This window comes from Actinomadura viridis (assembly GCF_015751755.1).
In the GTDB taxonomy this organism is placed as follows: Bacteria; Actinomycetota; Actinomycetes; order Streptosporangiales; family Streptosporangiaceae; genus Spirillospora; species Spirillospora viridis.
Map to the genome: position 1 here is coordinate 7,052,646 of NZ_JADOUA010000001.1, position 12,370 is coordinate 7,065,015.

General features: G+C 72.5%; 7 protein-coding genes and 1 pseudogene. 2 read left to right on the forward strand and 6 right to left on the reverse strand.

The features are described 5' to 3' along the window. Positions 1-51 precede the first annotated feature (51 nt). Together IW256_RS31975 and IW256_RS31980 are read right to left on the reverse strand one after the other, a co-directional pair. Positions 52-2,466, reverse strand: a complete 2,415-nt coding sequence (locus IW256_RS31975; RefSeq protein ID WP_307829249.1) for a DUF6049 family protein — start codon at positions 2,464-2,466, stop codon at positions 52-54. A 377-nt stretch (positions 2,467-2,843) separates the two neighbouring features. Next, complete coding sequence (locus tag IW256_RS31980; protein ID WP_197014493.1) at positions 2,844-3,488, reverse strand: aminoacyl-tRNA deacylase; 645 nt, start codon at positions 3,486-3,488, stop codon at positions 2,844-2,846. Between the two features lie 295 nt (positions 3,489-3,783). Here IW256_RS31980 and IW256_RS31985 point away from each other — a divergent pair, with 295 nt between their 5' ends. Both IW256_RS31985 and bioA read left to right on the forward strand, forming a co-directional pair. Beyond that, positions 3,784-5,460, forward strand: a complete 1,677-nt coding sequence (locus IW256_RS31985) for a CCA tRNA nucleotidyltransferase (protein ID WP_231404017.1) — start codon at positions 3,784-3,786, stop codon at positions 5,458-5,460. Then, the gene (gene bioA, locus IW256_RS31990; protein WP_307829250.1) at positions 5,457-6,770 is read left to right on the forward strand and encodes an adenosylmethionine--8-amino-7-oxononanoate transaminase; all 1,314 of its coding nucleotides are present in this window, start codon (positions 5,457-5,459) and stop codon (positions 6,768-6,770) included. Before IW256_RS31985 ends, bioA begins: the two co-directional genes overlap by 4 nt. 40 nt (positions 6,771-6,810) lie before the next feature. Here bioA and IW256_RS31995 read toward each other — a convergent pair whose 3' ends face one another. The 4 genes and pseudogenes from IW256_RS31995 to IW256_RS32010 all read right to left on the reverse strand — a co-directional run. Next, entirely contained in the window at positions 6,811-8,244 is a 1,434-nt protein-coding gene (locus IW256_RS31995) for an MFS transporter (protein WP_197014494.1), read from the reverse strand. Between the two features lie 112 nt (positions 8,245-8,356). Continuing rightward, a complete protein-coding gene (locus tag IW256_RS32000) occupies positions 8,357-10,144 on the reverse strand; it encodes an ABC transporter substrate-binding protein (protein WP_197014495.1) in 1,788 nt (595 codons plus the stop codon). A gap of 168 nt (positions 10,145-10,312) precedes the next feature. Beyond that, complete coding sequence (locus tag IW256_RS32005) at positions 10,313-11,392, reverse strand: inositol-3-phosphate synthase (RefSeq protein WP_197014496.1); 1,080 nt, start codon at positions 11,390-11,392, stop codon at positions 10,313-10,315. Positions 11,393-11,618: 226 nt separating this feature from the next. Next, a pseudogene (locus IW256_RS32010) lies at positions 11,619-12,197 on the reverse strand (PadR family transcriptional regulator); the annotation flags it as partial. Between the last annotated feature and the right edge of the window lie 173 nt (positions 12,198-12,370).

Here is a 12,370-nt window from a genome sequence, read left to right on the forward strand (position 1 = left end):
CCGGCCGGGCCGGGCCGTCCCCTGCCGGGGTCGCCGCCCGGCAGGGGGAGGTCAACCCTGGTCGCCGCCCCGCTGCCGCCCTCCGGCGGGGCGCCCGCCGGCCGCCGGTTCGGTCCGGGGGCCGGAGCCGGCATCGGTGCCTGGCCCGGCATCGGCGGCTGTCCCGGCGTCATCCCCGGGTTCTGGCCCGAGCCCGGACGCGGGGCCGGCGGCTGGGCCGGTGGCCGTGCCGTCCCCGGCCGGTTCCGCGGATCCCTGGGATCGGACGGATTCTGGGGCCATGGCGGGTTCTGCGAACTCCGCGGCGCCTGCCCCGGCGGATGGGGGTGCGGGGGCGGTGCTCCCGGTCGCCGCTGGTCCCACTCCGGTCGATCCCTCACCGGCTGCCTCCGCTTTCCGGCGGCGCCTCGCTCTCGTGGCCCGCACTCCGACGCCCACGAAGAGTACGGCAAGTCCGCCACCGGTGATGAGCAACGCCAGGCGGCCGTAACCGGTGGTACGGACGGTGATGGTCACCTTCTCCCCGAATGCCCGATCGTCGGCCGATTTCAGCCGGACGTTCACCCGCGCGTTGCCGTTCCCGGCCGCCCGGACCGGGATCCAGCGGGGCAGCTTCTGGCCGGGACCGAGCCTGATGACCTCGTCCTGGTCCTCGGTCTGGCCGATCTGGAGCCGGGCGGTGTTCTCCGGGACGACCTCCAGCCGGACCTCGATCGTCTGGTCGGGCAGGTCGTTGACCACCGTGATGGGGATCCGGCCGGAACTGCCCGCCAGCGAGACCCGCTGGTTCTCCGTGGTGATGATGCGGACCTGGCCCATGTCGTCCTGGAGCCGTTCGCGCAGCTCCTGACGTGCCAGCACGGCACGTTTGTAGCGGGTGCGCCCGCGCCAGGCGGTCGACTCCATGCGCAGCACCGCGCGCCGGTAGGTCATCGTGACCGGCTCGACCATCACCGAGGTGAACCGCGCCGCCGTACGGGAGATGTCGGCCACCTGGTCGAGGTAGAGCGAGTCCAGCTCGTACGCCTCCATCGCGTCCGGGTAGCCGCGGTAGACCCGGTCCTGGGGGGTGGCGCCGGTGATCTTGTCGAGCGGGGTCTTCCGCATCCAGGACGCGCCGGAGGTGTAGGCCAGCAGGTTCTTGGCGAACGCCGGCGCGGGGTTCCACCGCCGGTCGGGCGCGATGACCAGGGACCGCGCCAGATCCGGCGCCTCCGCGGTGATCATCGCGGTCTCGGCGAGGAAGCGCTGCTCGGCCAGCACCGCCGTGCCCGGCGAGCGCGTGTCGGCGCTGACGATCTTGTTGAGCGTCTCGTCGTACACGACCGTCCGCTTGGGGCCCTCCTCGGTGGCCAGGCGGGTGGCGGCGCTCGGCGTGTAGCCCTGCGCCGGGTCGGTGAACGCGGCGCTGCTCATCAGGAACGCGCCGTTGCCCAGCCGGCCGAGCTTGGCCAGCTCGTTGAGGGTGCTCTGCCCCGCCATGCCGGACGGCGGCCAGGCCATCTGGACGGTCGGCTGGCGGCCGATCACCTGGCTCGCCACGCTGCTGTTGGCGTAGGCGATCGCGAGGTGGTTGGACATCTTGTTGCGGACCAGGGCGACGGCGTCGGGGTCGGCGTAGGGGACGGTGAAGTACGGGTCGTTCTTGGAGGCCGACCGCAGCGAGTTCAGCCAGGTGGCGGCGGCGGCGCTCTTGGGCTTGCGGGTGCCCTTCGCCGCCCGCGGCGCCTTCACGGTGTACGGGCCGGAGGCCATGGTGTGGACGTCGTCCATCAGGGCCGGGTCGATCGACCAGGTGACCGGCGTGTTGGTCGTGGCGGCGGCGTCGACCAGGCCGCTCAGCCGGCCGCCGGGCGCCATGTCGGCGGCGAGCTGGTCGTCGATGAAGGTGTCGTCGGCCGCGCGGTGCTGGCGGTCGATCAGCGGCCAGACCCAGGCGACCGACAGGGGCTTGAAGCTCCGCTGATTCGGAACGAAGGTGATGAAGGTGTTGACCCCGGCCAGGACCTGGCCGTACTGGTTCACCACCTCCACGCCGATGGGGTAGACGCCGAACGTCCGGAGGCCGATGGCCGCGGTGGTGGTGCTGAGGGAGAACGTCGCCCGGCCGCCCGTGCCGTTCGCCGCGGGAAGCTGGGCCTGGGCCGGGAGCCCGGTCAGCGAGGAGGGCTGGCCGGAGGCGTACTGGGCGAGCTGGCTGCGGCTGGACATCCGCTGCGCGGAGGTCCGCAGCCGCACCGTGACGCCCTGCAGCTGGTGCCCGGAGCGGTTCTCGACCGTCCCCTGGACGGTGATCTTGGAGTTCCGGCCCGACGACGTCGCCGTCTTGGGCGACACCCTGCCGAGCGCCAGCGCGATCTGCGCCCTGGCGCGGGACTGGCCGCCGCGGTCGGGTTCCGGCTCGGCCGGGAGCGCCGGGACGGCCGGAGCCATGCCCACCATGACGCAGGAAAGAAGTGCGGTCACCCCGACCGCGCGTATGACCGTTCTCACGCCATGTCCGCCCGAGGGCCGCCCGCCACCGAAAGGGCCACCCGAGGACAGCGGGCGTCGCTTTCCCGCATCACGCGCTCGATGGTAGCCCCGACGCCGGTGCCGTCAGGCCGTACCGGCCACCTCGCGCCAAGGAACACGGCGGGGATCGCGCCGCCGTACGGCCGATCCGTCCCGTCCATCGGACACCCCCCACATCATCGGTGCTCGGCATCGAGGCCGTCACGCCTTGTCGTCCGCCTTGCCCACAACTGTGTCGCGAAGGACCTCACGTTTCCGTAAAGAGTTCTTCTTGGCGAACGTGCGCCCGGCGTGGCGGCACCGTTCCCTGGGGTAGGCGGGGCCGGGCCTCAGGTACCGGACGGGGTGGTGCCGCGCGCGCCGCCGCGGTGCCGGTGCGCCCGCGCCGCGGCGGCGCCGTGCGCGGCCGGGCCGGGCGCGGGGGAGGCGCCCGGGGATGCCGGGAAGTGGGCGGCGGCGGGCGGCGTCCGGTGCTCGGCCCGCCGGAAGAACCGGACGGGCTCGGCACGGCTGAGCGCGTAGAGGTCACGGGCCCGGATGCCGAGCGCCGTCGAAGCCTCACCGGTCGCGGTGTAGACGACGCCGTCGGCGGGGAACGCGTCCACGACCCCCCGGTCGATCAGCAGGGGCATGCTCGCGGGCAGCAGCAGCGGGCAGACCAGGTCCGCGGCGTACTCGGTGACGGCGTTGACCAGGTCGGCGCGGGCCGGGCGGATCGCGCGGGCGCCGACGACGGACCGGACGCGTTCGGGCGGCGGCCCGTCGCCGGCGGCCATGATGACACCGGTGAGGAACCGCCGGTCCCGGCAGGCGTCGTCGCAGGCGAACACGCGGGTCACCAGGCACCGGCGCGGCGGGGTCCCGAGCGCCCAGGGCAGGTCGTCGGCCCGGGCGATGGAGCGGGGCAGACGGACGATCTCGTGCGGCGTCTCGCGTTCGAGGAGCGCGCGGTGGATGGTGAGGGCGTCCTTCATCGTCAGCTCCGTCCCGCGGGGGTCCGGCCGGCCCTCGGGCCGGGGAACCCCCACATACCCTCAGAGTCCGGCCTCATCCCTGTGGGACGCACCCCGGCGATGCCCGCTACCGTTGACTGTCCTACGGGAGGCCGCACCGGCGGGCCGCGCGGGGGCGACGTCGGGGTGTCCAGAACGTAACCCCCGGGAGCGCGTCTGTGAAGGGCTCTCGCATCCCCCTCTCCGGCGGGCGGACGGCGGCCCCCGGAGGTCGCCCGAAGCCTTTTGTCAGCCGCTTCTCAAGGAAATACGCTGGATGGCCGTGCCCAATCACAAAGTGACCCCAGAGCAGTCGCAGCCGACGCCGGCGCAGCGCGTCGCCATCACCGAGCTGCTGCGCCGGATCGCGCCCGTCGCGGACGACCTCGGTGCCCGGTTCGCGGCGGCGGGGCACGAGCTGGCACTGGTGGGCGGCCCGGTCCGGGACGCGCTGCTGCGCCGGCCCGGCAAGGACGTCGACCTCACCACCGACGCCCCGCCGGACCGGGTCCTGGAGCTCATCGACGGCTGGGCCGACGCGGTCTGGACGATCGGGATCGAGTTCGGCACGGTCGGCCTGCGCAAGGACGGCCACGAGCTGGAGATCACCACCTACCGCAGCGAGTCGTACGACCCCAGGTCGCGTAAGCCGCAGGTGGCGTACGGCACGTCCCTGCACGAGGACCTGCGGCGCCGCGACTTCGCCGTGAACGCGATGGCGGCCCGGCTGCCCGGCCACGAGTTCGTCGACCCGTTCGGCGGCCTGTCCGACCTGCGCGACAGGGTGCTGCGCACGCCCGGCCGTCCGGAGGACTCGTTCGGCGACGACCCGCTGCGGATGCTGCGGGCGGCGCGCTTCGCCTCCCAGCTCGGGTTCACCGTCGCGCCGGACGTCGTCGCCGCGATGACGGACATGGCCGGCCGGATCGAGATCGTCTCGGCCGAGCGGATCCGCGACGAGCTGTCCAAGCTCCTCTGCGGCGCCCACCCCCGGGAGGGCCTGGCGCTGCTGGTCGACACCGGGCTGGCCGGGTACGTGCTGCCGGAGCTGCCGAAACTGCGGCTGGAGATCGACGAGCACCACCGGCACAAGGACGTCTACGAGCACTCGCTGATCGTGCTGGAGCAGGCGATCGCGCAGGAGGAGGACGGGCCCGACCTGATCCTGCGCCTGGCGGCGCTGCTGCACGACATCGGCAAGCCCAGGACCCGCCGGTTCGAGCCGGGCGGGCGGGTGTCGTTCCACCACCACGAGGTGGTCGGGGCCAAGATGACCCGCAAGCGGCTCACCGAGCTGCGCTACCCCAAGGACGTCGTCGCCGCGGTGTCCCGCCTGGTGGAGCTGCACCTGCGCTTCCACGGGTACGGCACCGGCGAGTGGACGGACTCGGCGGTGCGCCGGTACGTCCGGGACGCGGGGCCGCTGCTGTCGCGGCTGCACAAGCTCACCCGGGCCGACTGCACCACGCGCAACAGGCGCAAGGCGGACCGGCTCCGCCGCACCTACGACGACCTGGAGACGCGCATCGAGCGGCTGGCCGAGGAGGAGGAGCTCGCCGCGATGCGCCCCGAGATCGACGGGAACGAGATCCAGGAGATCCTCGGCATCACGCCCGGACCGCTGGTGGGCCGGGCCTACAAGTTCCTGCTGGACCTGCGGCTGGACCGCGGGATCATCGGCCGGGACGCCGCGGCGGCCGAGCTGCGCCGCTGGGGCGTCGAGCAGGGCATCCTCGACGAGGCCGCCGGGGCGGGCACCGCCGCTGACGCGACCGGCGCGGGCACGGACGGCGCGGGCACGGACGGCGCGGGCACGGACGGCGCGGGCACGGACGGCGCGGGCACGGACGGCGCGGGCACGGACGGCGCGGAGGCGGACACGGAGGGCGCGGACGGCGCCGGCGGCGCGGGGCCCGGCAGCGGCGACGGCGGCGTGCGCGGTGAGGCGTCGTGATCGAGCTGCGGCTGGGCCGGATGAGCCCGAGCGAGACCGAGCGGCTGCTGGCCTTCGACCGCGACCACATCTGGCACCCGTACGCGCCGATGCCCGCGACGGCGCCCGTGCACCCGGTGGTGTCGGCGGCGGGTGTCCGGCTGACCCTGGCCGACGGCACCGAACTGATCGACGGCATGTCCTCGTGGTGGGCCGCCGTCCACGGCTACGACCACCCCGCGCTGAACGCGGCGGTGACCGGCCAGCTCGGGAAGATGGCGCACGTCATGTTCGGCGGGCTCACCCATCCGCCCGCGGTGCGGCTGGCCGAGCACCTGGTCGAGCTGTCCCCCGAGCCTCTGACCAAGGTGTTCTTCGCCGACTCCGGGTCGGTGGCGGTCGAGGTCGCGATCAAGATGGCGCTGCAGTACTGGCGCTCCCAGGGCCGTCCCGAACGCCACCGCCTCCTCACCGTCCGCGGCGGCTACCACGGCGACACCTTCGGCGACATGGCCGTGTGCGACCCGGTGAACGGCATGCACCACCTGTTCTCGGACGTGCTGGCGCGGCACGTGTTCGCCCCGCCGCCCCCGCTGGGCTACGCCGCCGAGCCCGACGAGGCGTACCTGGCCGAGCTGGCGAAGCTGGCCGCCGCGCACGCGCACGAGCTGGCCGGGATCATCGTGGAGCCGATCGTCCAGGGTGCGGGCGGGATGCGCTTCTACGCCCCCGAATACCTGCGCGCCCTGCGCGAGCTGGCCGACGAGCACGGGCTGCTGCTGATCCTGGACGAGATCGCCACCGGCTTCGGCCGGACCGGCGAGCTGTGGGGCTGCGACCACGCCGAGATCGCGCCGGACATCATGTGTCTCGGCAAGGCCCTCACCGGCGGCTACATGACGATGGCCGCGACGCTGTGCACCGACCGGGTGGCGCACGGGATCTCCTCCGGCGAGGCCGGGGCGCTCATGCACGGCCCCACGTACATGGCCAACCCCCTGGCGTGCGCGGTCGCGAGCGCGTCGATCGAGCTGCTGCTGTCGCGCGACTGGCGGGAGGAGGTCGACACCATCGAGGCGATCCTCACCGCGGGCCTCGACGGCGCCCGCGACCTCCCGGGGGTGGCCGACGTCCGGGTGCTCGGCGCGATCGGCGTGATCGAGGCGCGCGAACCGGTCGACGTCACCACCGTCCAGGAGGTCGCCATGGACCACGGTGTGTGGCTGCGCCCCTTCGGGAAGCTCATCTACGCGATGCCGCCGTACGTCTGCACCGAGGACGAGACCGAGCACATCGCCGACGCGATGTACGCCGCCGCCGAGTCCCTCTGAGCATCCGTCCGGGACGGGAGGGGCGGCCGGGTCAGGCGGGTCAGCCGACCGGGGCCGTCCGGAACGGGCGTGAGGCCGAGCTCCAGTAGAGCACCGCGCCGATCCCGTACGCGCCGACCACGGCGACCAGGGTGGCGTAGGAGACGCCGTCGAGGGGGAGCCAGGCGGCGGCCACGGCCGCCGCGGCGGCGAACGTGGCGTTGAAGAGCATGTCGTAGACGGCGAACACCCGGCCCCGGTAGGCGTCCTCGATCGACTCCTGGAGGATCGTGTCGACGCACAGCTTCACGCCCTGGGACACCACCCCCAGGGCGAACGCCCCGGCCGCCCACGCCGTCTGGGCGAACGGCGTCCCGAGGAGCAGCAGCGACACCGCGGCGGCGCCCAGCAGCACCGTGATCCACGCCTGCTTGGTGATCCGCCGGACGACCACGGGGGTGATCAGCGCGGCGGCGAAGTAGCCCGCGCCGGAGACGCCCAGCATCAGCGCGAAGATGGTCAGGCCCCGGTCGGCTTCGGTGGTGAAGTGGTTGCGGCACAGCAGCAGCGTCATGATGAGGACGACGCCGTACAGGAACCGGTGGAACGCCATCGCGGCCAGCCCCAAGGCGGCCTGGCGGTTGTGGACGATGTGGCGGGCGCCGTCGGCCAGGCCGTACAGGACCGTGCCCAGGGCCTCGCGCGTACGCGGCGTCCCCTCCCTGCCGTCGCCGCCGGCGTCTCCGTCCCCGCCGTCCACTCCGCCGCCCTTACCGGCGTCCTTGCCGGGGGGCTGAGACGTGGCGTGGCGCGTCCGGAGGGCGCCGTCCTCATCGGGGGCCCGCTCCAGCGGGGAGAACGGGGCCTCGTCCAGATGGGGGCCCAGGACGCGGCGCGGCAGCCGTGTCGCGGTCAGCCCGGCGAGCGTGAACAGCCCGACCGTGACGAGCAGGATCAGCGCCGTCCCGCCCTGCCCCGCGCCGAACAGCCGCCGCAGCAGGTATCCCACGCCGGCGCCGCCGAACGCGATGATCGTGCCCGAGGTGACGGCGAACGCGTTGGCCGTCACCAGGTGCTCCCGGCGCACCACGTGCGGCAGCCCGGCCGACAGCGCCGCCAGGAAGAACCGGTTCGCGCCGAGCACCACCAGCACGACGGTGAAGAACACCGCGCCGTCCTGACCGGCCGCGACGAGGGCGGCGACCAGGACGATCAGCGCGGCGCGCAGGATCGGCGTCCACACCAGGATCTGCCGCCGCCGCCACCGGTCGATGAAGACACCGGCGAACGGGCCCAGCGCCGAATAGGGCAGCAGCGTGATCGCGAACGCCGCCGCGGCCTTGCCCGCCGAGGTCTGCCGTTCCGGCGAGAAGAAGACGTATCCCGCGAGCGCCACCTGGAAGACACCGTCGGTGAGCTGCGAGGTCAGCCGGGTCGCGTACAGGCGGCGGAAGTCCCGGCCGCGCAGGATCTCCCGCAGTTCGCTCGCCCTCACCCGATCAGCCTATTCGTCCAGGGAACCGGCACCGTTCCGCGAATCTCCCATACGTCGCATACATCGGGCGGGGGGAGGCGCATCCTCGGGCTCAGCCGCCGGCCGGCCGGGCTCAGCCGCCGGCCAGCCAGATCCGGGTGTAGTCATAGCCGGCGGTGGTGGGGAGGAAGAGGGCGCCGCCCACCCGGGAGGAATGGAAGATCGGATGGCTGCGGTTCAGCAGCGGGACGATCGCCGCGTCCTCCATGATCTTCTTGTCCGCCATCTGCCAGTAACCCGCGGCACGGGACGGGTCGGGCGCGGTGAGGGCGGCGTCGATCAGCCCGTTGACCTGGAAGTCGTCATAGCCGCCGTAGTTGGTGGAGCCGGGCCCGTAGGTGCGGCCGTCGAAGAGCGGCTGGATGATCGAGCGGCCGTTGTTGCCGTACCAGTCGGGCGTCCAGCCCGGGGCGGCGATGTCCCAGGCGCCCTGGGCGGCCTTGTCCGGAGACGAGATCGTCTTGCCGTAGAAGGTGCCGCCCGCGTCGGGGGTCAGCCGGGTGCTGACGCCGCAGTCCTTCAGGTTGGCGGCGAGGGACTCGGCGATGAGCTTGTGGACGCTGTTGGTGCGGTACGGGAAGTTCAGCTCCAGGCCGTCCGGGTGGCCGGCCTCGGCGAGCAGCCGGCGGCAGCGGGCCGGGTCGCCGGCCTCGCCCGCGGTCGGGTAGGGGTTGGCCGGGGCGTAACCGGAGTTGCCCGGCGGGATGACGGTGTGCAGCGGCTCGGCCACCTCGGGACCGCCGACGATCTTGATGAGGGCGGTGCGGTCGACGGCGTACTGGAGGGCCCGCCGCACCCGCACCTCGCCCAGCGCGCCCCCGTTACTCGGGCTGCGCGTGTTGAAGACCACGTACGGGCTGTTGCTGGGCGTGTCCCGGATCGCGAAGCGCGGGTCGCGGGCGCGGCGCAGCCGCGGGATCGCCGACGTCGGCACCGGGTGGTCCCAGGCCAGGTCCGCCGTGCCCGCCTCCAGCTGCTGCTGGACGACCTGGGGCGAGTCCTGGCCGAGGGTGATCTGGATCCGGTCGACGTACCGGCCGCGCAGCGGGTCGGTGTCGCGCCGCCAGACGGGGTTGCGGCTCAGCACGTAGGAGCCGCTGGGCCGGTACTCGGTGATCTGGTACGGCCCGTCGGAGACGGTGTTGCGCCGGAACTCGGCGCTGTCGGGCACGTACCGGTCGTACTCCTGGGGCGCGGCGGCCGTGAACTGCAGGGCGAGCAGGTTGAGGAAGTCGCTGGCCGGGCGGTCCAGCCGGAAGACCAGGGTGTGGTCGTCCTCGGCCGTGAGCCCCTCGATGTCGTGCTCGTTCTGGTAGGCGGCGATGGCCTCGGCGCTCTTGGCGTCGACCTCGCCGAACCCGTCGCAGTAGTCGTCCATCCCCTTGATCGTGGAGATGTAGTAGCCCTTGCCGCTGGAGGGGGCGGCGGGGTTGCACAGCCGCTTGAACCCGCGGATGAAGTCGCCGGCGGTGACCGGGCGGGGCGGCCGGGTGTTCCACCGGACGCCCTCGCGCAGCCGCACCGTGTACGTGCGGCCGTCCTTGCTGACACCGCCGTTCTCTCGGGTGGGGATCTCCGCCGCCATGTCCGGCTGGAGGGGGACGGTCTCGTCGAAGTCGTTGGACGCCTTGGTCCCGAAGAGGGGGCGGGCGAAGGTCCGGGTGAGCCCGTAGGCGCCGACGCTGTTGCCGCTGGCGGTGTCGAGGTGCTCGACGTCGGACGACCCGATGATCCGGAGCGTGCCGCCCTCCCGGGGCGGTCCGGTGGGGATCCCGGCCGGCTGCTTCCCGCCGCCGCACGCGGTGAGGCCGAGCGCGAGCCCGGCGAGCCCGGCCGTCACCCTGAACGTCTCGCCTGCCATGCATCCTCCACTCGGACTCCGCACCTCACGCACCATTACCCGCGGTGCCAGAGTAGAGCCAGAGAGTGACAACCACGTCTACATCGGCATTTTCCCTAGAGATGTAAAGACGCCCCGGCGGTGGTGTCCACCGCCGGGGCGCCCTCACGGCCCGATGTGATCAGCGTCTCAGCGCTCGACCTCGCCGCGGATGAACCTCTCCACGGCCTCCCGGGCCTCGTCGTCGTTGTACTGCTCGGGCGGCGACTTCATGAAGTAGGAGCTGGCCGACAGGATCGGCCCGCCGATGCCGCGGTCCTTGGCGATCTTCGCCGCCCGGACCGCGTCGATGATGACGCCGGCGGAGTTGGGCGAGTCCCAGACCTCCAGCTTGTACTCCAGGTTGAGCGGGGTGTCGCCGAAGGACTTGCCCTCCAGGCGGACGTAGGCCCACTTGCGGTCGTCCAGCCACGGCACGTGGTCGGACGGGCCGATGTGCACGTCGGCCTTGGCCATCTCGTGCGGGATCTGGGAGGTGACCGACTGCGTCTTGGAGATCTTCTTGGACTGGAGGCGCTTGCGCTCCAGCATGTTCATGAAGTCCATGTTGCCGCCGAAGTTGAGCTGGTAGGTGCGCAGCAGCTCGACCCCGCGGTCCTCGAACAGCTTGGCCATGACCCGGTGGGTGATGGTCGCGCCGACCTGGGACTTGATGTCGTCACCGACGATCGGCACGCCGGCCTCGGTGAACTTCCGGGCCCACTCGGGGTCGGAGGCGATGAACACCGGCAGCGCGTTGACGAAGGCCACGCCCGCGTCCAGGGCGCACTGGGCGTAGAACCGGTCGGCCTCCTCCGAGCCCACGGGGAGGTAGGACACCAGCACGTCCACCTGGGCGTCCTTGAGCGCGCGCACCACGTCCACCGGCTCGGCGCCCGACTCCTCGACCATCTGGCGGTAGAACTCGCCCAGGCCGTCGAAGGTGTGGCCGCGCTGGACGGTCACGCCGGTCGGCGGGACGTCGCAGATCTTGATGGTGTTGTTCTCGCTGGCGACGATGGCCTCGGACAGGTCCATGCCGACCTTCTTCGCGTCCACGTCGAACGCCGCGACGAACTCCACGTCACCGACGTGGTAGTCGCCGAACTGGACGTGCATCAGCCCGGGGACGCGCGTCTCCGGGTCGGCGTCCTTGTAGTACTCGACGCCCTGGACGAGCGAAGCGGCGCAGTTGCCCACACCGACGATGGCGACGCGCACCGAACCCATCCGGCTGCTCCTTCTTGTGTGTTGCGGAACGTGTGGTGTTCTTCACCGCCCTCGGCGGCGGCCCTGGTCAGCGGCCGTCGTCCCGAGGTGTGTCCCGAGTCTGTTCAGCGGTCATATCGGCCGTGCCGGTCGTGCCGGCCCCGGCCTCTTCCTGCTCCGGTCCGGCGTGCTCGGACCGCCCGGTGCGGCCGGTGTGCCCGGCCCGCTCCCGTCCGGCCCGTTCCTGCCCGGCCCGTTCCCGTTCCTGCTCGGCCCGCTCCCGCCCGATCAGCTCGTTGAGCCACCGGACCTCGCGTTCCACGGACTCCAGCCCGTGGTTCTGCAGTTCCAGGGTGTAGCTGTCGACCCGTTCGCGGGTGCGCGCCAGCGCCGCCCGCACGCTCTCCAGCCGTTCCTCCAGCCGGCTGCGCCGGCCTTCGAGGATCCGCAGCCGCACGTCGGCGCGGGTGTGCGAGAAGAAGGCGAAGTGGACGCCGAACCCCTCGTCCTCCCACGCCGCCGGTCCGGCCTCGGTGAGCAGCTGCTGGAGCCGCTCCTTCCCGTCGGCGGTGAGCTTGTAGACGATCTTTGAGCGGCGGCTCTGCAGGGCCAGCGCCACGTTCGGCTCCTCGGGCCGGTCCTCGACGATGAGCCCCTTGGCGAGGAGCTGCTTGAGGCACGGGTAGAGGGAGCCGTAGGAGAAGGCGCGGAACATGCCGAGCAGGGCGTTGAGCCGCTTGCGCAGCTCGTACCCGTGCATCGGGGACTCGTGGAGCAGGCCGAGGACGGCGAGTTCGAGCACTCCCGCACCCTTCCTGCCTCCCATGCCGCCCCACTTCCGCGGGGCCGGGGGCCCCGCGATCCGCCGGACCGGTATCCGGCCCGTTCGTGTTTCCGATGTGTCGCGGCGATGTGTCGCCGCGATGTATCGAGTCAATGTATCGGCTCGATACATCGCAAAGATACGTATCGCCGCGGATCCTGGCAAGCCCCTCGGGC

Coding starts and splice junctions, on each gene's coding strand:
- IW256_RS31980 (WP_197014493.1), bottom strand. CDS start 3,488: ATGAAGGACGCCCTCACCATCCACCGCGCGCTCCTCGAACGCGAGACG.
- IW256_RS31985 (WP_231404017.1), top strand. CDS start 3,784: ATGGCCGTGCCCAATCACAAAGTGACCCCAGAGCAGTCGCAGCCGACG.
- IW256_RS32000 (WP_197014495.1), bottom strand. CDS start 10,144: ATGGCAGGCGAGACGTTCAGGGTGACGGCCGGGCTCGCCGGGCTCGCG.
- IW256_RS32005 (WP_197014496.1), bottom strand. CDS start 11,392: ATGGGTTCGGTGCGCGTCGCCATCGTCGGTGTGGGCAACTGCGCCGCT.